A 21,276-nucleotide genomic window follows, 5' to 3' on the forward strand; every position below is an offset into this window, starting at 1 on the left:
CCAACCTGCGCACTTCGGGCTTGTCGGCATGCGGCCTTCTTGGCCATACTGCGCGCTTTGTTTTTTCTGGCCCTCATCTGCAGGTGGGATCGTATGCAGCTCGCAATCGCGCCTTGGCGCTTTTTCTCCGTGTTTTTGTACGCGTTGACCAGCCCGCGCGGGCTGGTCACGTTGCTGGCCGGCTGTCTGTGCTGGTGCGCGGCCGCAGGCGGTGCCTGGGCGCAGACAGGCACGTGGCGCAATGCAGCCAACCCCGGTTTTGCGCGCTTTGAGCACGTCACCACGCTGCTGGACTCGGGCCATGTGCTGCTCACAGGTGGCTCAAGCGGCACTGGAATGCAAGCCAGCGTGGCGCGCTACAACCCCGCCTCCAACAGTTGGGCATCGCTGGGGGGCCTGCTTGCGGCCCGTGGCCTGCACACTGCCACGCCACTAGCGGGCGGTCAGGTGCTGGTGGTGGGTGGATACGACGGTATGCCGCTGTCTTCCGTCGAGCTGTATGACCCGGTGGCTGGCACGAGCGCGGCGGCCCCTGCGCTGAGCGTGGAGCGTTTTCGGCACACGGCGACGCGCTTGATGTCCGGGCGGGTGCTGGTGACAGGGGGCAATCTCACCCAAGGGGCGGGAGAAGTGTTCGTCCCTGGCAGCCCCGGCGCATGGGCGCCCACGGGCGCGGTGCAGGTGCGCCGGCAAGAGCACACGGCCGTCCTGTTGCCCTCGGGCAAGGTGCTGGTGGCCGGCGGCTTCGCCAACGCGGGTGTACAGGCCACGGCGGAGGTGTATGACCCCGCCACCAACACCTGGTCGCCTGCTGCACCGATGTCAGTTGCACGCCGGCTCCACACGGCAACGCTGCTGCCATCGGGCCGCGTGCTGGTCACGGGCGGTTTGGGCAGCTCTGCTGGGGCCTTGAACTCTGCCGAAGTCTATGACCCGGTCGCCAACGCCTGGAGCACCGTCGCCCCGCTAGGGCAGGCGCGCGCCCAGCACACGGCCACGCTGCTGCCCACGGGCGAGGTGCTGGTGGTGGGGGGAGACCCTGACGAGAACAGCGCCGAACGCTACAACCCCGTGACCCAGACATGGCAGGCCGACGCGCCCCCGGTGCCGGGCCGTGGCATCCACACCGCCACGGCGCTGGCGTCGGGCGATGTGCTGGTGGTGGGTGGGGTGGGCGGCGGCGGGGTGGTCTCGGGCGCCTTGCTGTATCGGTATCCCCAGGGGTTGTGGGCAGACGCTCAGGACCTGCCATCCACCCGCGGGTACCATGCGGCCGTGCTGCTGCCTACGGGCAAGGTGATGGCCGTAGGCGGCATTGGCAGCTCCGGTCGCCTGGCCACTGCCGAGATCTACGACCCTGCGCTGGATGCCTGGTCTGCGGCGGCCTCCATGGCGGCGTCGCGCTACGGGCACTCCGCCACCGTGCTGGCTTCGGGCCGAGTGCTGGTGACTGGCGGGTCCTCATCTCCTCCCGAGTTGTACGACGCTGGCGCCGACACCTGGTCGGTGGCGCCCAACATGTCGATGGCACGCGAGTGGCACACGGCCACGCGCCTGGCGGACGGGCGGGTGCTGGTAGTTGGCGGGGTGGGTGCCGCCAGCAACTCTGCGGAGATTTATGACCCTGCGGCAAACACCTGGCTGGCCGCTGCGGCACCGCTGATGAACCGGGCCAGGCACAGCGCGGTGTTGCTGGCCTCCGGCAAAGTGCTGGTGGTGGGCAGCGACAGCGGCAACGCACGGCTGAATACCGAGATCTACGACCCAGCCACCGACAGCTGGAGCGGCGCGGGGAGCCTGGGCCAATTCATCGGCCAGCCCACGCTCACGCTGCTGCCCTCCGGTAAGGTGCTGGCGGTGGGCGGGTACCTCAATAGCGGTGCAGTGCGCTGGGTATTTGTATACGACCCAGCGACCGGATGGAGCCGTGTGGCAGACCTGCCAGAGCCCCGGGCCAAGCACGCTGCCCAGCTGCTGGGCGATGGGCGGGTGCTGGTTACTGGAGGCGATGACAGTGGGGCGGGCGCCGCGGCGTCCAATCCCTACGACAGCACGCTTTTGTACGACGAAGCCAGCGACACCTGGAGCGAGGTCGCCCGGCTGCGAACCGCCCGTGCGGACTTGACCGTTACGCTCCTGCCGTCCGGCCGGGTGCTGGCGGTGGGTGGCACGCGCGCCTTCAATGAATACGTCGCTGTCGAGCAGTACGTCCCCGAATACACCGTCACTCCCGCGCCCAGCACCGCCGGCTATTTCACCCCGGTGTCGCCCGTGCTGGTGCCTCTGGGCGCCACAACCAGCTTCGAGCTGCAGGGCAACCCCGGCTTTGCGGTGGCCGGCGCCAGCGGGTGTGGCGGCACGCTCGTCGGCACGGTGTACACGACCGGCCCGGTGACGGCCCACTGCACCGTGACGGCGGCATTTGCCCCCGCGCGCACTGTCACTGCGGTGGCGGGGGCGGGCGGCAGCATCAGCCCGGCCGGCGCGCAGACACTCACCGACGGGGCAGTGGCCGCGTTCACTGTCACTCCCCAGGCCGGCTACCAGGTGCTGTCTGTGTCCGGCTGCGGCGGCTCGCTGGCGCAGTCCACATTCACCACAGCGCCCATCACCCAAAACTGCACGGTGTCCGCCTCGTTCACGCCCATCCTGCACGCGGTAACGGCCACAGCCGGCGCGGGGGGCAGCATCAACCCGGCGGGTACCGTGAACGTGGCACAGGGCCAGGCAGGCAGCTTTACCGTCACTCCTGCTGCGGGCTACCGCATTGCCGCCGTCACGGGATGCGGCGGCACGCTAGTGGGGTCTGTCTACACCACGGCTGCGGTCACGGCGGCGTGCACTGTGCAGGCGCGTTTCGAAACTCTGCCCATCCCCACAAGCACAGGCTCCGGCCCGGTGCAGGTAGGCGTGGTGTCGGCCAGCGCGGGTTGCCAGCTGGACTTGGCTGGCACCGGCCCTATCGCTGCACCCGCCCCGTACCCCGGCGCGGCGGCCATGCCGCACGGGGCATTCCGCCTGCGGCTCGTCGGCTGCCAGCCGGGCGAGACGGCGCGTGTTGCGGTCACCTTTCCCGACTTGACCGGGTTGACGGTCAAGAAGTACGGCCCTACGCCGGGCAGCCCGTTAACCAGCCGCTATTACGACCCGGTGAATCTGCAGATCAACGGTAACACCGTGTCCTATGACGTGACGGACGGTGGCTGGGGCGACGACAGCTTTGGCGTGCTGGACGGCAGCATCAACGACCCCGTCGTGCCCGTGCTGCTCGCTGCGGCCCCCGCTTCCATCCCTGTGTTGTCTGGCTGGAGCCTGGGCGTGCTGGCCGTGCTGCTAGGGCTGCTGGCATTTGGCGTCGGCCGGCGCACGAGTCTGCATGGCTGTAGCTGGCAAAGGAGGTAGGCGTCACCCTGGCGGTGGTGAGCCAGTACACGCGAAAGTTTCGTGCTCAACGGCGGGATTTCTGCGCCAAGTCGAAAAAGCGCTAGGGCTGGAGCAAGGGGGAATGGAGCATGAAACATGCAGTTTCCACTCCAGTCCCCGATTCATTGAGCAGTCCGCGCAGCTAAGCCACTTTGGATGATCGTAAGTCCCCGGTCTAGGCCATCGCTAGGTAGTGCGAAGGTCCCGTAAGAATAACTTTGGGCACGTATACGAACGCATGGCAAAAGAAGGGATTGAGAGACGCCTGTTAAACCTTATACGAATGGCGAAGCCGACATCGCGCTCTTCACAAAGTACATTTTCTACGTCAGCCATGGTGACGGCGCTCTGTCCCTTGCCGATGGCCCAGCTAACGCGAGCGGCGGCAGCGGCGGCAAAGCGGTCGCCTCAGCATTTGCCGCAGCTGAAAATAGTATCGCGAGAGTGGGGCACTCGCCACTATGCGCGCATGCGTTCGTCTGGCTCAGGAGCGCCCCCGCAGGCACCGCGCCGCCAGCCAGCAGTATTACCACGAACAGCCGATCTTTCATTGGCTGCCAGCAGAGATAGCGCCAGAGCAGCGACGCCCAGAGGCCAGCCACGCCTGTGCCAGCCCTTCGCGACATAGCTAGGTGCTAGCTATCAGTCGCAGCAGCCCAGCATTTCGAGGCAGCACTCACCCCGAGAGGCCTTCAGGCAATGCCATTGTCCGAGGTGAATCCGAACCACCGGGCAGCGCGGGTGGCATCAAGTGCAAGCCGCATGGCTGGCAGCCCGGAGCGGCACATCCATCCATGCCGCCGCACTCAGTGATACAGAAAAGCTCGTAGGAAGAGATGCTCGCCGATACTGTCTGGGTCAGGAAAGCACTACCCAGCAGCCACAGGCAAATGACGAGGATTCTTCGCACAGCGTCACTCTACCGCATTAGCATCCCGTCGGTGGGACGACACCCTCCGAACACTAAATCAACGCCCCCTCTAACGCAACGCGCTTGAACGGCGCTCGGCCCTATCCCAACGCATTAAAAAGGGTAGTCGGCGCAATCACGTGCGTCATATTGCACGAGGTCAACCAGGGGGCCCTGTATGAGGCGAAGTGGGGGAGTGCCGCGGACGCGAGATGCCCCGCAGTAAACAAGATAAAACTCACTGAAAAACGGCGGGGAACGTGCAGTACCCAAGAATTAACATATGCAAAGGTACGGATCCTTCGTCGCTATAAGCCATCGTTTTCTCTAGCCCGGCTCTACAACAATCAGTGTCCACCGACCCCCCATAGCTTCACCCCCCGGGGTCCCACCCAGTTTGCTCGAGAGCCAGACCGAGGTGCTGAGCCGCCTGCCACTGCGGCAAACAAGTCCTACTAACCTGCGTCGCTCTGAAATGCAATACACCAGCTCAGCCGAAAGCTTCGGCAGTGCCGAAAGCTTGCGCCTTAGCGGCTAAAGCCCGATGCTACTCGCCACCCCGCCGCTTTAGGGTGGTTATTAGAGACACGACAGGTGGTGACAGGTTAGCCTCATCACTTAGCTACGAATTTTTGGAAACCCCCGCTAAGGTCCGCTTGCCGCGTATTTTTGGGCCCTGCCTGCATAACGCATGCTTCGACTTGTACCGCATACCTGAGTCTAAAGGCGTGTTGAGCCGCGGACATCGAATGGCGGAGTTGTATAGCGGCGAAAGTCGAGCTTCGGGGTAACTGTTTGGCCTCCGCAGTTGACACACCTAGGTTAGATGCCAGGGCCCGCTGGGACAGAGTGTCGACCACGCTCCTCACGCCCATTCATTAGGCTGGAATGGGCTTCGACCTCGGCGAGAAGCTAGATGAGCATATCCGCTTTACGGCTACGCCGCAGTCAGCTAGATTCCTGGTGCCAGCCCGCGGAATAGATTTGAATTCCGCATAGTCGCCGTGTTCACCTGGGGGAGTTAATGTCTGAAACTAGCCAATCTGTCGATCTTGCAAAGGGATTAGTGGCTGCAGAGGAAATTGAGCGCGCCTACATTCTTACTTTTCCTGACTCGAAGTTTAGGGAAGGATTTCACTATCGAGATCAGTTCATTCAGGACAATGCCGGGCGTGAGGGATGGGCAGCCAAGCTGAATCTTAAGATAATTGGGGGCACAAGCGGCACCCCATGGGGTTTCGTCAAGACTGAACAGCGACTTGACAAACTGAGCCTCAAAATCGTCTTCCGCGGTACAGTAGAAATGTCTGACTGGCTGCGTTTCAACGTCACAGTCGCTGATTTTGCAAACAACTTTGTCCAAGCATTGCTAAAGGAGGAAACTGTAAAAATAAACTCTGGGCTAAGATCGGTCACGTATGCAAATCAAACCTTTCAATGTCATGCGGGATTCGCGTATGCGTATCAGGCAGTTTCAACCGAAATAAAGCAGATTCTCGGATCAATCGCCCCACTGTCGGAAGTGGAGAATATCGAGATTTTTGGGCACAGCCTTGGCGGGGCGATGGCACAGCTTTGCTACTGCGACTTGAAGGCTACCGCGCTGGAGGCTAGTCACGGTCACAAAACGCCGCCTCCCCCGATTCTCTTGGTCACACTAGCTGCACCACGTGTATTTGCAGTGGATGCGGTGCCGAAAGAGTTCGTTGGTGCAGACGAACTCCTGAGCTTCGAGGTCGACGGGGATATTGTGCCGAAAATCCCGCACACGGGAACGCGCGTGGAATGGATGGAATGGTTTGTGGAGGGGAGATCCTCACCTGCACCCGAAAAATATGTTTCGCTGATGCCTTTGGGCCGGCGAATTGCACTTTGGAGCGGAGCGCTCCAACCGTTCGTTTCACGCATCTTCCGGTGGCTATTGTCGCCGCTGCGCAAGGCAGATCTGATCCGCGTTGCCCTAAGTCGATATCCACTTCACTTACTCGACTTTTACAAAGCAGCTCTGGCTCGAGGCTTCGCACCTGCGACAGGTCCTTTGACCGCAAGTTCAGAAGTTAAGGGGGTGAATGTCCGCCTTCTGCGCGCCGGTGCGCAAGTGGTGACCCGAAAGGTTCGCATTTCAGCTGTCGGCAGTAGCAAGGAAGTTGATTGGCCAATAACGTTGCCTGCTTTAGATGTTGCGATGATTCCAACATCCGGGGCGCTAACCGCTCAGGAGCTAAGAGATCAGAATGTCACCGTCTGGATGGACCAGCCTGGGGGTGTTGCGTCAATCGAGTCAATGATTGTAGGAAATGGCGGAATACTATATTCGGCCCGTGCTGAAATCCCGGAGGCTATAATATTGCGCGGTCCGGAAGTTGTGATTTCAACCTGGCCGCTAGATTGGCAACAGCCGCTCATTTACACCGGCGTTGAAATGGTTTTGTTCAATAGGTTTAATGAGTCTAGGCTGTACATGCGTGCCTCAGGCAAGGAAATTATCGCAAGCAGCCGAAGAGCGGGCGACACTTACACTTCTGATATTAAATTCTACGCCCAGTACGATATGAATCGCGGAGCCTTTCGATTTGTTAACGTCGGGACGGGGCTAGTACTGGCAATTGTCGACCCAAAGTACGGCCAAGCAATTTTGGAGCGCGAAGACAATCTAAAACATAATCAATACTGGAGGCTAAGGCCAACCGGCTTGTCCACCTTCCAAATCGTTCCTTTCGCAAACCCGCAAGCGGCGCTGGCAGCGCTTTCCCAGGACCGAGGGCAGGGCGGGGAGGTCAAACTTTATTCGACCCCAGGGTCTGTACTGCAATTGTGGGAGCTTGAGTTCCTCTTTTGAAGCAGGCGGTTCTCCAGCAACCGTCGACGTGTGTCAAGCGCTGCGCGCACGACGGTCAAAGTGACTGATGAGAGCGCGCACTTCCTGCCGGTGTTCCTCACTATGGCCGTCAATGCTCTGACCGTCACTTGGCTCCCTGCGGAAGCTGCTCCGTTACTCTCCTGGGGACTTTTGCCGCGCTATGCCCTGGCGTTCTCGCTGAACTTCGCTGTCCTGGGAGTTTGTAACTCAGTGGTCGCGCAGGACGCTTGATTGCACGAGCGCTAGCTTCCAGCTTGCAGTCGATTCGGACGTGGCGCGGCTTTGGCGCGAGGTTTCCATCGGTCCATCAGCGTGCTAAAGCTTTATCGGTTGGATATTCCGGTGCGCACGACTGTAAGGCCGCCGCAGCGTCTGAAGCAGCCAACGCCGGATTCACCTACTCGTTTTCAATTCTGTACCGATCGAACTGGATTAACGCTATCACCAGCAAGGACGCCGCCGCCACGCCCGCCAAAGGGTAGAGCAAATAGGCCACAACCGGCACCACCAGCAGAAGTTGCCGCAGGCCCCAGCTGTAAAGCACGCCTGCCTTGCGAACATAAGCAGTGCCAGCGGCTGCCCAGCGCTGGCGCTGGGGTGCGCCCACGGGCATGCCGCCAATGAAACCAGCATGGTTGTAGTAGCGCACAGCCATTACCGAGGCAACGAGCGATGCGAACAGCAGACACAACAGTACCAGCTCCATCGCCAGCCGGGGCGTGACATGCGGCCAGGCGGCCGTGACTGTGGAGGCCTGGCCTAGCGTGGGAGCGGTGAGCGATAGCGCGCCCATAAGGCCCAGCACCGCAGTGGACGCAGTCATGGTGGCAGACATCAGCGAGTTGCGCAGAGTTTGCACGGCCAGAATCTCGGAGCTCGGCTGCGCTGAGATGGCGGCAAACCAGTCTTCCCGCAGCGAGGCGTGCGCTGTGCGCGCCAGCCGCGCGGGTGCAAGCCTCTGCGCCACGGCCAGCCAGCCCTCGTACGCGGCGATGATGCCGAGGGTAGCGATGGCGGCAAGCCAAGTGCTGCTGATCATGACGTTCACACCCGCTCAAGCCAAGTGGGGTGCGGTGTGGGGACGCTTACGCATCTCCACCCATTCATAAGCTCCCATGCCCGCAAGCATGGCCAGCATGAATACCAGCGCCTTGGGCTCGCCTGTGCCCAGTGACACGATGGCCGGGCCGGGGCAAAAGCCTGCAATCCCCCAGCCCACGCCGAAGGTCAGGCTACCCAGCACCAGGCGCCGGTCGATCTTGCGCGAATTGGGCAGTTGCATAGGGCCGCCCAGCACGCTGGTGGTGCGCTTGCGGGCCAGTGCAAAAGCGAACACTCCAACCAGGATGGCGCCGCCCATCACGAAGGCGAGCGAGGGGTCCCACAGGCCGGCCAGATCGAGAAAGCCAAGCACCTTGCCGGGGTCGGTCATGCCCGAGATGATGAGGCCGAGGCCAAAGACCAGACCGATGCCGAATTCAGAAATGCGTCGGAGTTTCATGGGTCAGCTCTCTTGAGATCAGGCCAGCAGATGGCGAATGGCATATACCGTGACAAAGCCTGCGCCCATGAAGGCCAGCGTGGCCACCAGCGAGCGCGGCGACAGGCGCGAGAGCCCGCACACCCCGTGGCCGCTGGTGCAGCCTGAGCCATAGCGCGTGCCCAAGCCCACCAGCAGCCCGGATAGCACCAGCATGCCCCAGCTAGCGTCGATGCGCACCTCGCTCGCGCCAACTGCAAAGCGGTAGATCAGGGGCGCGGCCAGCATGCCCAGCACGAAGGCCACCCGCCAAGCCATGTCCTTGCGACGCGGGCGGAGCAATCCGCCGACGATGCCGCTTATACCCAGGATGCGGCCGTGCAGCAGCACGAAGGCGGCAGCCGCCAGGCCAAGGACCAAGCCGCCCGCCAGGGCCCCCCAGGGGGTGAAATGGTTCCAGTCAATCTGCATGGGCGGCCTCCTTGGGTGCACAGAATTGTTCAAACAGGGTCTGCATGACGGCCAGTGCCTGGGTGCTGGCGATTCGGTAGTAGATGTGCTTGCCATCGCGGCGGGTGGTGACCAGCCCTTCGTCACGTAGCACACCCAGTTGCTGTGACAACGTGGGCTGGGCGATGCCTACCAACGCCTCCAACTCGCCCACGCGCTTTTCTCCCTCGGTGAGTTGGCACAGCAGCAGCAGCCGGTCAGGGTTGGACAGCGCCTTCATCAGTCGGCAAGCGCTGTCGGCCGAGTGGCGCAGGCTTTCCAGATCCATGGGGGTAGTGGCTTCGGCCTGCATAGGGGCTCCATTGTTGGGGTTAGGTTGAGCAGCGTCTCACTCTATAGTTTATTGACAAACAAACTATTTGTCAATAATATATAGATATCGTAATTGATAACACGAGGACAAATCCCATGCATCCGCAAGACCAGCCGCAACCCCTGGTTCAAGCCTTCTTCGATTCCGCCACCTGGACGGTGACCTATTTGGTCTTCGACCACCCGGGCGGCCATTGCGCCATCGTCGACCCAGTGCTCGACTACGACCCCAAGGCCGGCCGCACCCGCACCGCATCGGCCGGCAAGGTGGTTGACTTTGTGCGCGCGCAGCAGCTCAGCGTGCAGTGGATTCTGGAAACCCATGCCCATGCCGACCACCTCACAGCGGCGCACCACCTGCGCGAAGTGCTAGGCGGGCAGATTGCCATTGGCGCGGCCATCACCCAGGTGCAGCAGGTGTTCAAGGGCATCTTCCACTTGGAGCCGGGCTTTCAAGCCGACGGTGCGCAGTTCGATCACCTTTTCGCCGATGGCGAGGGGTTTCGCATTGGCAGCCTGCAGGCTCAGGCCTTGGCGGTTCCGGGCCATACCCCGGCCTGCATGGCCTATCAGGTGGGCAATGCCGTGTTCGTGGGCGACACCCTGTTCATGCCCGATGTGGGCACGGCGCGCTGCGATTTCCCGGGTGGCAATGCGCACACGCTGTACAAGTCCATCCGACGGCTGCTAGCCCTGCCGCCAGAGATGCGTCTGTTCATGTGCCACGACTACCCGCCCGTCGGCCGCGAGCCCGCCTGGCAGACCACAGTGGCTGCGCAGCGAGCGCACAACATCCACGTGCACGACGGCGTGGACGAGGAAGAGTTCGTCGCCATGCGCACCCGCCGCGACGCCACGTTGGAGATGCCGGTGCTGATCCTGCCTTCGGTGCAGGTCAACATCCGCGCGGGCGAAATGCCGCCCAAGGACGACAACGGCGTGGCCTATTTGCGCATACCTCTCAATGTGCTCTGACGGCCACGGCGCCGCCGCCCTGCGTACCGCACCCAGACAAGGAGAGTTATCACCATGAAAACCGCACACGAGCTCGTGGCCGAGGCCAAGATCCATGTCACCGAAGTGCCAATCGACCAAGCCCTAGACGCAATCCGCGCCGCCGACCTGCTGATTGATGTGCGCGAGGCCGACGAGTTTGCCGCCGGCCACTTGCAGGGCGCCTTGAGCATGCCGCGAGGCGTGCTGGAGTTCCGGATCGCCGGCAACCCGGCTTTCGAGCGGCGCGACCTGCGTGTGGTGCTGTACTGCAAGACCAGCGGCCGCGCTGCCCTGGCTGCGCGCTCGCTCCAGTCCATGGGCTACCTTGACGTGCAATCTATCGCCGGGGGGATTGAGGCCTGGACGCAGGCGTGCCTGCCCATCGTCTTGCCCAAGTAGCTCTCCTCCAATGTGAGGTGCATGCGCGTCTGAGCGTCGAACGTTGTGATTAAGGATCAATGCCCCCATCCAGTCGGCCGCTCCAACTGTGCGCCTGATCGCGAGCCCAGTCATTCGGTTTATCCTGCCGAGCGAGCGCTCATCCCGCGTACATGGACGATGTGTGCTGCCGCAGCTGTTCGGAAGGCGTTCTCGCCCGCAGGGTCGTAGCGAGATGCGGCCTGATTCCCGTCCAGATCTTCCAGTAGAAGTAGCCCTGTCTCAAGCAGCAGTTCGCTCATTGTTCGGGCGTCAAACCCGGATAGGAACGCCTCTCCCGCAGCTGAGACATTAGTCATGAGTCTGCGAAACGATTCGTCGATCACTTGGTTAGGGCCAAGAATAGCCTCGTCGACGTAGGTGAAGACCAGTTCGCTTCCCGCAGGCGCGCATGTCGCGATTGACCGGAGGGCTTTAAGATTCGCCTCCCGGGTCAGGTACATCGTGACCCCTAACCAAGAGAAGAAGGTGAGGCGATCCGACTGAAACGAAGAGCGCGCGAGAACTGATTCCAGCGACTCCATCGATAAGTCGGCTTCGACGAACTCCACGGATCTGGGGACGGCAACGCCGCAGGCAGCCAGGCGTTCGCGCTTCAACCGCTGCGTTGAAGGATGATCCACCTCTATGATCGTCACGTCCTCTGCCCACGCAGGGCGTCGGCAGATGAAGCTGTCGAACCCCGCGCCCACGATCACGTACTGACTGATACCCCGCACTACGGCTTCCTTGAGCGCGTCTTCCGTGTATCGGGACCGAAGGATCACGTCCGCATAAGCGGCATTGGATCGAAGACCGAACTCAAGCCCTTGAATGCCATCTGGTGTCAAACCGGGCTTGGCCCCGTCTAGACGCTCCATTGCTCGCTGACGCAAGGCGGTTTGCGCCGATTCCGGAACAAGACGATCCCCCCACGTGTCGGACAGAAGGGGCGCAGGGTCGCTGCGCGAGTGAACTGCACGCATGAGCGAGGTGGCGAGTGCGGTGCGGCTGGCTGTTGATGGGTTCAAGCAGGTTCTCCAAAGTTGTGGACGCAATCAGGGGAAGCAGGCCGGGCCTGCACGTAAAGAAACAGGTGTCTGCGAAAAAGATCGAACCGCTATCCTGAACCGGGGTTCAGGTGGGCAAGGTCAGCCGCACATCGGGATCGTCTGGCAAGAGACGTCACGCCGGAACGGCATTGTTCCAATCCCGGGCTTTTTAGCGTTGGTCAAGGAATATTGCGGTCCAACCTCGATCGCAGACAGCGCGAGTTTCCACGCGCCCCATTAATCTGTACAGTGCATTCATTGAAGCTGATATCTGCAGGAAATGAATGCATGGACTTGAATCTTCTTGCTGCCTTGGATGCCTTGCTTAGCGCGGGGAGCGTCAACGGTGCGGCCGAGCGGATGCACTTGAGCGCGCCCGCAATGAGCCATACGTTGGCAAGAATTCGTGTTGCTCTTGACGATCCAATCCTCGTTCGCGCAGGCCGCAAACTGGTTCCAACTCCGCGTGCGAACGCGATGCGTGAATCTGTACGACGGATCGTGACCGAAGCCAAGGAGTTGATGCAGCCCGGCAGCGGTGTGCCTTTGGGCCAGATCGACCGAGAATTCACGGTGCGAGCCCCGGAAGGCATGGGGATCGTCTATGGCACGGCCTTGCTCGAAGCGATGCGCGAAGGTATGCCGCTCATACGGCTGCGTTTCGTCCCCGAGAGTGAGAGCGATGCCTCTGCTCTGCGCGATGGGCGCATTGATCTGGACGTAGGCGTTCTCGCTGATCGTGGGCCTGAGATTCAGACGTCCTTGCTCTACGAACAGCACATCGTTGGAGCCGTTAAAGCTGGCCACCCATTGCTTGGATCGCGTGTGACAACAAAGCGTTTCGCATCACAGTTGCATGTTGCCATCACACAGCGCGGACGGGTACGAGAATCGATCGACGTCCTGCTTGAAGACGTCGGGGCCGCCCGTCGTCCCGTTTTGACGGTGCCGAGTGCCTATGGCGCCCTGCTGGCGGCTGCGCAATCGACACTGGTCGCGTGCGTGCCAGAGCCTCTGGCGCGTACCGTGATGCAGACACTCGAGCTTGAGATTTTCAAGCTGCCCGTCGCCGTGCCATCAGAAAAGGTCGTGCAGGCGTGGCATCCGAGGGACGAGGTAGACCCCGCCCATCAACGCTTGCGAGAATGTGTTGCTTCCGTATCCAAACAGGTAGGGTTTGGACCCCTTAGTCGTCGCGCGCCGTCCTCGCACCGCGCGCTGATTACTTGACAAGTGACCGTTGGCTTACGAGCGAGCCGGAAATCCGCAAAGGGCCCGAGAAACGGCCGGGATCAACGGCCGCCGCAATACAGACCCGATTCCCAACTTGGGATCAGACGTACACGTTGTTCGTAGTACAGCATTCGAAATCAGCTACCGTGTGGGGTCAAACAATCCTGCATAGCAATCTGGATGAGCAACAGCGCCACCACAGAGACCAGCGTTGCCGTGTTGGTCGACTGCGACAACGTCCCGCCTGAAATCCTTGAACACGCGCTGCGCATGGTGGCCCAGTTTGGCCGCGTTGTGCTGCGTCGCGGCTATGGCAACCAGGCCACACTGGCGAACAAATGGCAGGACGCCCTTGTGCGCCAGGCATTCACTCCGTGCCTGCAATACCAGTACGCGGCCGGCAAGAACAACGCTGACATCGCCCTGGCGCTGGACGCGCTGGAAGCGCTTTTCGATGAAAGGGCGGACACTTTTTGCCTAGTCACCAGCGATTCCGATTTTGCCTACCTGTGCCGCAAGCTGCGCTAGCGCGGTGCCACGGTGTGCAGCGTCGGCGAGTCCAAGACGCCCGATGCGCTGCGCAATGCCAGCGATCAGTTCATCGAATGGATACGTCCCGCGCTGCCGGCCGAGCACGTCTTGGACACTGCTCAAAAGCCCGCGGAAAAACCGCAGGCTCATCTCCACGCCGATCAAGCAAGGCAGGATTCGGCCAAGCCTGCGGTCAAGCGAAGGCCTCGCTTCCTTGTGCAAGCCGTGGCACTTCTTGCCAGTGACACGTCGGAAGGCAAGGTGGGCCTTGGCGCCCTCGGTCCATACCTCAAGCGCACCGATCCTGCCTTCTCTCCGCAGACCAACGGGCTCTTAGGTTTGCTGAACATCGTTAAGACATACGACCTGCTGGCGCCTCAGCAGGAGCAGGGAGGAGATTGGTCAGTGAGCCTTCTGCGTAAGGTCGAGATCGCCCCGGAGACCGAAGCATCGCTCGCGTCGGGCTCTGGCCTGGGTCAGCACAAGTGTGTTCGTTCCTGTTGTATCCGAGGAGTTTTGATTGAAGCGTTCAGAACTGTATGAGCTGGTCTGGAAAACGCCACTCCGGCATCTTGGACCCCAACTGGGCATGTCGGATGTCGGCCTGTCCAAACTCTGTCGCAGGTACGACATTCCTGTTCCACCTGTCGGCTTCTGGACCCGCCTTGCTGCTGGAAAGCCCTGTCTTCCAACGCCGTTGCCGCCAACTGATGTGGACGCGGTGCTTCGTTTGCCTGAGAAGGGCAAGACGGCGGAACAGTCGGTGGATGCGACGCGACTCCAGCAGGTCCGGCAAACGTTCTCACGCGCGAAAAACGGCATTGCCGTGCCGCCCATCGAAATACCGCCTTCACTCGACAATTGCCATCCGCTGGTGGCTAGGACGACCCGATTCTTCCAGTCCATTGAGCGCGAGGAACAGAAGCGGGCGAGGGACAGGGAACGTGCTGCGGGTCAGGGGCGGCCTTACTTCGGCGGCATCACGGGGCGCCACATGTCGATGGGCAGATACATCACCGGCGAAGGCTGCCTGCGCATCACTGCCACGACGGCCAACATTGACTGGATTCTCCGTTTCCACGAGGCGTTGCTTCGCGGACTCGTTGCGGGAGGCTGCCACATTGTTGCCAGCGGCAAGGACTCCCGAAACACGGTCGAGATCCGCAGGGCGGGAGGCTCGATCTGCCTGAACTTCGCTGAGCAGGCTGAAAAAATCGTCAAGCCCCGGAGCAAGGGAGTCTTCTATGACCCTACGGAGTACAGGGCTCGCGATGTCTACAAGTTGAAGCTAGAGAGAGGCTGGAGCGCTATTGCCCGCCAGTGGACGGGGACCCGGCAGCAGATGGAGAAACGCCTCCCCGAGATAACGCAGGCCCTGATCGCATTTCCTGAGGCTGAAGCGCTTCGCTCGAAGCTGGTGGCCGAGGAAGCCGCCATGCGGGCGAAGGCGCAGCAGGAAGCCGATCTCGCACGCCGTATCGCGGCCGCCGCCGAAGAGGCCCGCGCCAAGCGCCGGGAAGCCCGCACATCCCAGCTACCGCGCGCCCTTGCCGTTGGGGAGGCGCTTGGAGACTATCACCGTGTCCTGGACATGCTGTCCCGCCTGGAGGTGATCGCAGGTGACAAGTCAGAGGAAGAGGCCCTGCATACATGGATCGCTCTGGTGCGAGACAGTCTCAAGGATCCCGTGCATGGGCTTGCCGACGCGTTGCGGGCCGAAGGCGCGGCGCTGGATCGGCCGCTTTGGTGGCCTGGATGAGGCGATGGTTCGCGGAGCGTACCTAGCGCGGTTCTGAGCTTGGTATTGCTGAATCGCTCGGGTGAGAGGGTAGTGCGCGCGGTGGTGACGCATTTGGCCGCGTGAACACACCCGATGCGGATGCGGCCACTGAGGGATAGGCGCTACCAGCCTTGCAGCCAGTCTGGTAGCCGGCGTGAATAGAAAGGAGTCACTTCGTTAATGCTCGCGAAGAAGAATACGGACGATGCGAGGTTGAAGGCAAGGGTGCTGACGATCCACGGGATGGCTGCCCAGCCTTTTTTTGCTCTTACGCGCAAAGTCATTGCTGCGGCGATGCCGTGCAAGGCGAAGAAGACCAACTGATAGCCTTGCATGCGCCCAATCGCTGCGTAGAAGAGTAATTCGTGGATCAGTGCCGACAAACCAAATATCAGCAGCGTGGTTCGAATGGGCGTGCGATGCCCACCGAGGGGTTTGAAGATGTCCTCCCAGAAGAACTGCTGCATGTTGCGGTTGTACCGCCGCCAGAAGTCCGCAGGCGTGCGTGCCGCAAAAGGACTGTGCATGTACTCGCGCCCTGTTCCACCAGACAATCTCCACAGGGCGATAGAGGCAGAGAGCGCGAAGATGATAGTCATCATCAGGGCGGTCACTTTGCTTGCGTGTTCCAGAAGAAATGGCAGGTCTTGCCAATCCACACTGAACAGCCGGGTCAGGATCGTGACGCCGATGGCGCAGCCCACCGATCCCAGCACCAGACGCAAGAGGTTTTCGTGCCCTGGCACCTGGCGCTCAAGCGGAAGGCACCGTCGAACCAACACAAAGGGATTTACCAGAAAGGCCACGAATTGTTTCCATGTCGGCGGGGACATTCGCCGCTGGTCCAACCAGGCATCCAACACCTTGATCGCCGTGAGGGTTGCAGACATAGCGGCGAGAAAGCGGGGGAGGGGCTGTTCAACTGGGATCAGCAAAGGCGAGAGGACTATCAGCAGACAACCACCTAGCAGCACGCCTACCTTCGCGAAGGTCGCCGCCCGTCGGTGTGAGATCAGCGCGAAGCAAGCTGTCGCCAGGACATAGGGGGCTAGAAATCCAGCGAGCAGATGCTGCATTCTGTGTTGGTGCGCTCCCAACTGGCGGGCGCCGCGAGTTGACTGACAACGTCTTCAAGATGTTAGGAAGACACCATAGGCGCCTCGGACTATGTGCGCGCCGCGCCATTGTAGATGGCGTCCTCGTGCAGATTCGGCCTATCGAAACACGGTGTTGCTAGTTCGAGAGCGACGAGCTCGATGGCTTTCGAAGACGCTATATTGAAAACGCATTTCGGATGCACGCAGTTGCGGGTCTCAGATCGCTACGTCCAGAGGCATCTAGACAAATTGCTCCACTACTTGCCATGCGGCATCGGCTGGATTTTCCAAATGGTGCATGACGATGGACCGAGCGCATGCCTGAAGGGGAGCCATCGCTGCCAAGTGGCGATCGTGGAGCTTCAAACCTGTAGCGCCTAGGATCGTGGACCGCGTGACGAGCAATACAGCCCTGATTCGGACCCGGGCGAGCTTATGCGGTCAGAAAAGTTTTAGCATGTGTGCGTCCCCCGGTAGTGCCGGGTCGCGCTGTCGTGCTGCGCATCGAGCCACCGATGGTGTCTCGCCCCTGCGGCATCCATCGCTGACGCCTTCGCGCGTGTCCGCGCTGCGCGCTCCGCTTGCGAATCCGGCAGCGGGGTGGCTGGCGTGGGCTGGCTTGCTGTTCCCTTCAACGTATCACGCCGTTCTCGTGGTCAAGGTCTGCGCGCTCGCCCTGCGGTTGTGCGCTTGCGCCCTGACGGCCGTCTTCGAACCCTGACCACTGCGCTGCGCCGTGCTGGCGCCGGTCTCGGGCAATCCCGCCCGATTCATGGAGCCGACGATGGCGCACGATCTTTTCTCCTTCGATACTTCCGTTCTTCTGGTTCGCGATGGCGCGGGCGACTACCGTCCGGCCGAGGCCGGCGAGGTGCTGCAGGCCGCGCAGCAATTCCTGGGGCGGCAGCTGCCAGCTTGCGAGATCCTGTCGTCGCCGCAAGTAGTGCGCGACTTCCTTCGGGTCAAGCTCGGGGCGCTGGAGCATGAGGTATTCGCTGTCCTGATGCTCGATGCGCAGAACCGGCTGATCGAATACGTCGAACTGTTCCGCGGCACCGTGAGCCAGACGTCGGTCTATCCGCGGGAGGTGGTCAAGGAATCGCTGGCGCGCAATGCGGCGGCGCTGATCCTGGTGCACAACCATCCATCGGGTGTCGCTGAGCCCTCGCGGGCAGATGAGCACGTGACGCAGACGCTGAAATCGGCGCTTGCGCTGGTGGACGTGCGGGTGCTGGATCACCTGGTTGTTGCAGGCAGCGAGGTGCTGAGCTTTGCGGAGCGTGGGCTGCTGTGAATCAAAGGGCCTTCGGCCCTTTGAACCCTTGTTTGTCCTGCGCGCTTCGCTGTTGGGCGCGGGGACCAGGGGACTGGCTGAAGGCTAATTCCCGCCGCGCAGGCTTGGCGCCCCTCAATACCGGTGACCAGGCAACGCCTGATTACCGCGCTGGTAGTGATGCGCGCGGCGCGCGGAAGGTCAGCCGCTGCCTTGAGCTGCCTATCACCCAGTCTGATCCATGAGGATGGCTCTCTACGCCAGTATTCGCTGGGGTGGGTTGGGAATGCCTGCCGGACACGGGAGCATCGAACAACGCCGGTCGTCCGCATTCAGCGCGTCGATCAAGCATCCCCAACCCACCCTGATACCAATGAACCACCAAGGCGTGAGCGAGATCTTCTTCGAAGAGTCATACACCGTATCGGCAAACCAGACGGCAAAGTCGCCTTTCGCGCTGCTTCCGCATGGAAACGGGTATGCGGAGCGGCTGATCGAATGTCTTATCACGGGGTGCCTGGTGGCAGTAGTCGAATCCATTTGCATTCGTGAAATGCAGCAGCACGTCGATGCGGCCGCGGAGGAGGTGGTCGGCAGTTCGATCCGTATGCCCATCGAAGGCCAATCCCGCCAAGCTCGCCGCTGCGGCTGCGCGGATGGCTCGAACGCCTGGGAGAGCGGAGCGCGACGTTTCGCGTTCAAGCCCACGATGCGCACGAGGTCGTCTGCGAGGCCACGGTCACGTTGGTGGCTGTCCAGCGGGCACAGATGGAGTCTCGCATCGCCACAAAGGTTTTGGGACTCCAAAGCCCTGGACCCTAGACATGCACGCCCCGCCAGTGGTGGAGCGCGGACACGACGCAACTTGCGGTGCTCGGATGCCGTGCGAGCCGCTATGAATGAAGCGGGCGAACAGTCCGCCAGACGACTACGGTTCACAAATAGCGTTCCAATTCGCAGCTTCTTCCACGCCACAAATGCCCATGCGTTGGCAGCGCCGATGCGGAGGGACGTTCCAAGCTTTTCGTTGCGCGGCCGACATGGCTGGGATTGCTTCGGAGGCCGTGCCGGAAACGCTGTTGCTGCGCAGTTGGGCTAGGCCATGCGTCCTTTCGCGACTGGATCACACCCACAACGGCCTTGTATTTGTCGTGAATCCTGGCGAGGGCACGGCGGCGCTGCACTTCGTTTCGCCTCGCCTCGGGGCTTCTTCTCCTCAACCGTTCAGCCCGACAAATTTCCCCGACCTGCGGTCTTCCTCGCGAGGCAAATTTCTCGGGCCTCCCGGTCCTTCACTGCGTTGCGGCCCCTTCGCTTCGCTGTGGGATGCGGCGCGCCCGGACCCTCGCCCATCGGATCACGCCAAGGCCGCGATGGGCGCGACCTGGTCAACTTCTAAAGGACTTCATCATGGCCAACATCGGCACCTTCTCCGCACAGAACGACAGCTACACCGGCACGGTCCGCACCCTGACGCTCAACGTCAAGGGCAAGATCGTGCCCAACGACAAGGAGAGCGAGAACGCTCCCGACTACCGGATCGTCGCCGGCAACTTCGAGATCGGCGCGGCGTGGAAGAAGCTCAGCCGGGCCGAACGCCCCTACCTGTCGGTGACCTTGGATGATCCGTCGTTCCCGGCGACCATCTATGCCCGCCTGGTCGAAGGCGAGGACGGCGTGCACAACCTGATCTGGTCGCGCAGCAAGGGCGACTGAGCGTCGTCCTCGGCGCCCCGCCAGCCGCGGGGCGCTGTTCCCCTTCTGTAACTAACTCACCAGCTCGGGCAGGCAGTCGGCGAACGCAGGCTGGATCTTGCTCATGGGCTTGGCGACGGCTTCATCCCATGTCAGGACCGCCAGCGTCATGGCGGTCATCGTGAGCAACCCATTGGAATTGCACAGGATCTGCAGGGCCAGGTGGAGCGGAAAGCCCTCGGATTGGCGGCGCAGCGGGTGGATGCCGCCATGCACGAACGAGTTTAGGGAATGCCAGGACACCTCTTTGAAATGCGCCAGCATCTGATGCGCGGCCGCGGGCACGTTCGGTCCGACACGTTTGCCGATTTGCTCAATCATCTCGCTCGCCGAGGGGAGGTTCTTGGCGGCCTGCTCGCTCTGCAGGGTCAGCGGTGCGCTGAGCTTCTCGATGGCAAGATCGCTGGCGGCATACTGCAGCCACATGGCACGGGTCAAGGCTTCGAACTGGAGCCGCATCATGCCGACCGCCGATGTGGCCAGCCCCATTGCCATCAAGGCGCGCAGGCTGAGAGCGTGCTCGAGCGCGATGGAGCACATGCCGAAGGCAGCTTCACCCCGAGGCGAGGGATCGAAATCGGCGCCGTCGAGCAGTCGCAGCTGGGCTTCGTGCAGCTCGTCGGAACGACGGAGCATCACTTCCAGGGCATCGCCGGAGGTTTCTTGTTGAGCAGCGTCCATACCGGCATCGTATTCGCTCGGTGTTGCTTCAGCGCGTCCTCACATCTGCACTGGCTGCCACCAGCGAATCTGCTTTGCGGATGTTCGCAAATGAGTAGACCCGTATCTGCGTCTGCTCGCCAAGCCGCTTTTACGGCTTTGTGGCTCTACGGTTCAACGGCGATTCGTGAAGGCGGCTCTGCGCTTTGAAGGATTTGCTGAAGGTGGATCACCGGCTCTACGTCTCTCTGCAGATTCGTCATTCAGCCAAACCGTTTTGTGCGTCTCCGGCGATGCCGACCGCGCCGTCGTGCTGCGCATCGAGCCGCCGATGGCGTCTCGCCCCTTCGGGCTTACATCGCTGACGCATTCGCGCCTGTGGGTGCTGCGCGCTGCGCTTGCGAAGCCAAGTGGGGAGCGGGGTTGGGGGGCCGGCTTTCTGTTCCCTTCACCGTATCACGCCGTTCTCGCCGTCAAGGTCTGCGCGTGCTGTGCACGCTTGCGGCCGGGGCGGCCGTCTGTCGAACCCTGACGGCTGCGCTGCGCCGTGCTGCTTCCGGTCCCGGGCAATCTCGCCCTGATTCCTTTCGAGGAGAAGGCCATGACGAAACTCATCACGGACGAACAACGCGCACAGCTGCTGGCCAACGGGCGGCAGTCCTTCGAACAAGAAAACTTCGATCCCTTCCCAGTGGTAAAGCTCTTCACCCCCGACGCGGGTGCGACTTGGCTGCTGACCGAGATCGACCCTGAGGACCACGACCATGCGTTTGGGCTGTGCGACCTGGGCTTGGGCTACCCTGAGCTGGGGTGGGTCAGCCTGGCAGAGATCGTGAATTTGCGCGGGCGACTGGGACTTCCAGTGGAGAGGGACCTGCAGTTCACACCCCGGAAGCGGCTGAGTATCTACGCATACGAGGCGCGGCTTGTAGGACGCATTGCGATCTAGCCGGAGTGCATCGGCCGTTTGCGTACGCAGATAGTCGG

17 protein-coding genes and 1 pseudogene are annotated in these 21,276 nt (G+C 61.7%); 11 read left to right on the forward strand and 7 right to left on the reverse strand.

Going from position 1 to position 21,276, the window contains the following annotated elements; all coding sequences use genetic code 11:
• Window positions 1-93: 93 nt before the first annotated feature.
• On the forward strand, window positions 94-3,402 hold the full coding sequence (locus ACSQ3Q_RS10725; RefSeq protein WP_436134367.1) for a kelch repeat-containing protein: 3,309 nt from the start codon (window positions 94-96) through the stop codon (window positions 3,400-3,402).
• 1,955 nt (window positions 3,403-5,357) lie between these two features.
• The gene (locus ACSQ3Q_RS10730; protein ID WP_436134368.1) at window positions 5,358-7,172 is read left to right on the forward strand and encodes a lipase family protein; all 1,815 of its coding nucleotides are present in this window, start codon (window positions 5,358-5,360) and stop codon (window positions 7,170-7,172) included.
• Between the two features lie 418 nt (window positions 7,173-7,590).
• Here ACSQ3Q_RS10730 and ACSQ3Q_RS10735 read toward each other — a convergent pair whose 3' ends face one another.
• Genes ACSQ3Q_RS10735 through ACSQ3Q_RS10750 form a run of 4 tightly spaced genes read right to left on the reverse strand, consistent with a single transcriptional unit; the run spans window position 7,591 to window position 9,475 of the window.
• The gene (locus tag ACSQ3Q_RS10735; protein WP_436134369.1) at window positions 7,591-8,232 is read right to left on the reverse strand and encodes a DUF599 domain-containing protein; all 642 of its coding nucleotides are present in this window, start codon (window positions 8,230-8,232) and stop codon (window positions 7,591-7,593) included.
• A gap of 15 nt (window positions 8,233-8,247) precedes the next feature.
• Entirely contained in the window at window positions 8,248-8,694 is a 447-nt protein-coding gene (locus tag ACSQ3Q_RS10740; protein ID WP_436134370.1) for a DUF6691 family protein, read from the reverse strand.
• Window positions 8,695-8,712: 18 nt separating this feature from the next.
• Entirely contained in the window at window positions 8,713-9,144 is a 432-nt protein-coding gene (locus ACSQ3Q_RS10745; RefSeq protein WP_436134371.1) for a YeeE/YedE family protein, read from the reverse strand.
• Entirely contained in the window at window positions 9,134-9,475 is a 342-nt protein-coding gene (locus ACSQ3Q_RS10750; protein ID WP_436134372.1) for an ArsR/SmtB family transcription factor, read from the reverse strand. Before ACSQ3Q_RS10750 ends, ACSQ3Q_RS10745 begins: the two co-directional genes overlap by 11 nt.
• 116 nt (window positions 9,476-9,591) lie before the next feature.
• On the opposite strand from ACSQ3Q_RS10750, the gene ACSQ3Q_RS10755 reads away from it, so the two are divergent.
• On the forward strand, window positions 9,592-10,470 hold the full coding sequence (locus ACSQ3Q_RS10755; protein ID WP_436134373.1) for an MBL fold metallo-hydrolase: 879 nt from the start codon (window positions 9,592-9,594) through the stop codon (window positions 10,468-10,470).
• Between the two features lie 54 nt (window positions 10,471-10,524).
• Window positions 10,525-10,890 carry a rhodanese-like domain-containing protein gene (locus ACSQ3Q_RS10760; RefSeq protein WP_436134374.1) on the forward strand — a complete coding sequence of 122 codons (366 nt, stop codon included), beginning with the start codon at window positions 10,525-10,527 and terminating at the stop codon, window positions 10,888-10,890.
• 119 nt (window positions 10,891-11,009) lie between these two features.
• Here ACSQ3Q_RS10760 and ACSQ3Q_RS10765 read toward each other — a convergent pair whose 3' ends face one another.
• Window positions 11,010-11,939, reverse strand: a complete 930-nt coding sequence (locus tag ACSQ3Q_RS10765; RefSeq protein ID WP_436134375.1) for a class I SAM-dependent methyltransferase — start codon at window positions 11,937-11,939, stop codon at window positions 11,010-11,012.
• A gap of 309 nt (window positions 11,940-12,248) precedes the next feature.
• On the opposite strand from ACSQ3Q_RS10765, the gene ACSQ3Q_RS10770 reads away from it, so the two are divergent.
• From ACSQ3Q_RS10770 to ACSQ3Q_RS10780, 3 genes and pseudogenes are all read left to right on the forward strand, one after another.
• Entirely contained in the window at window positions 12,249-13,190 is a 942-nt protein-coding gene (locus ACSQ3Q_RS10770; RefSeq protein ID WP_436134376.1) for a LysR family transcriptional regulator, read from the forward strand.
• A 183-nt stretch (window positions 13,191-13,373) separates the two neighbouring features.
• Window positions 13,374-14,267, forward strand: a pseudogene (locus ACSQ3Q_RS10775) (NYN domain-containing protein).
• On the forward strand, window positions 14,245-15,483 hold the full coding sequence (locus tag ACSQ3Q_RS10780; RefSeq protein ID WP_436134377.1) for a hypothetical protein: 1,239 nt from the start codon (window positions 14,245-14,247) through the stop codon (window positions 15,481-15,483). Before ACSQ3Q_RS10775 ends, ACSQ3Q_RS10780 begins: the two are co-directional and overlap by 23 nt.
• A 143-nt stretch (window positions 15,484-15,626) precedes the next feature.
• Here the strand turns inward: ACSQ3Q_RS10780 and ACSQ3Q_RS10785 are convergent, their stop codons facing one another.
• Complete coding sequence (locus ACSQ3Q_RS10785; protein ID WP_436134378.1) at window positions 15,627-16,580, reverse strand: MBOAT family O-acyltransferase; 954 nt, start codon at window positions 16,578-16,580, stop codon at window positions 15,627-15,629.
• 805 nt (window positions 16,581-17,385) lie between these two features.
• Here ACSQ3Q_RS10785 and radC point away from each other — a divergent pair.
• The 3 genes from radC to ACSQ3Q_RS10800 all read left to right on the forward strand — a co-directional run bounded on the left by radC (window position 17,386) and on the right by ACSQ3Q_RS10800 (window position 19,590).
• Window positions 17,386-17,895: a RadC family protein gene (gene radC, locus ACSQ3Q_RS10790; RefSeq protein WP_436136976.1), complete on the forward strand. Its 510-nt coding sequence runs from the start codon at window positions 17,386-17,388 to the stop codon at window positions 17,893-17,895.
• 627 nt (window positions 17,896-18,522) lie between these two features.
• Window positions 18,523-18,696, forward strand: a complete 174-nt coding sequence (locus ACSQ3Q_RS10795) for a hypothetical protein (protein WP_436136977.1) — start codon at window positions 18,523-18,525, stop codon at window positions 18,694-18,696.
• Window positions 18,697-19,284: 588 nt separating this feature from the next.
• Window positions 19,285-19,590, forward strand: a complete 306-nt coding sequence (locus ACSQ3Q_RS10800; RefSeq protein ID WP_436134379.1) for a DUF736 domain-containing protein — start codon at window positions 19,285-19,287, stop codon at window positions 19,588-19,590.
• A gap of 51 nt (window positions 19,591-19,641) precedes the next feature.
• Here ACSQ3Q_RS10800 and ACSQ3Q_RS10805 read toward each other — a convergent pair whose 3' ends face one another.
• A complete protein-coding gene (locus ACSQ3Q_RS10805; RefSeq protein WP_436134380.1) occupies window positions 19,642-20,310 on the reverse strand; it encodes a DUF6988 family protein in 669 nt (222 codons plus the stop codon).
• Between the two features lie 580 nt (window positions 20,311-20,890).
• Between ACSQ3Q_RS10805 and ACSQ3Q_RS10810 the strand changes: the two genes are divergently transcribed.
• The gene (locus tag ACSQ3Q_RS10810; RefSeq protein ID WP_436134381.1) at window positions 20,891-21,238 is read left to right on the forward strand and encodes a DUF2958 domain-containing protein; all 348 of its coding nucleotides are present in this window, start codon (window positions 20,891-20,893) and stop codon (window positions 21,236-21,238) included.
• Window positions 21,239-21,276: the final 38 nt, after the last annotated feature.

The sequence above is a fragment of the Acidovorax sp. LjRoot129 genome (assembly GCF_964253765.1).
In the GTDB taxonomy this organism is placed as follows: domain Bacteria; phylum Pseudomonadota; class Gammaproteobacteria; order Burkholderiales; family Burkholderiaceae_C; genus Acidovorax.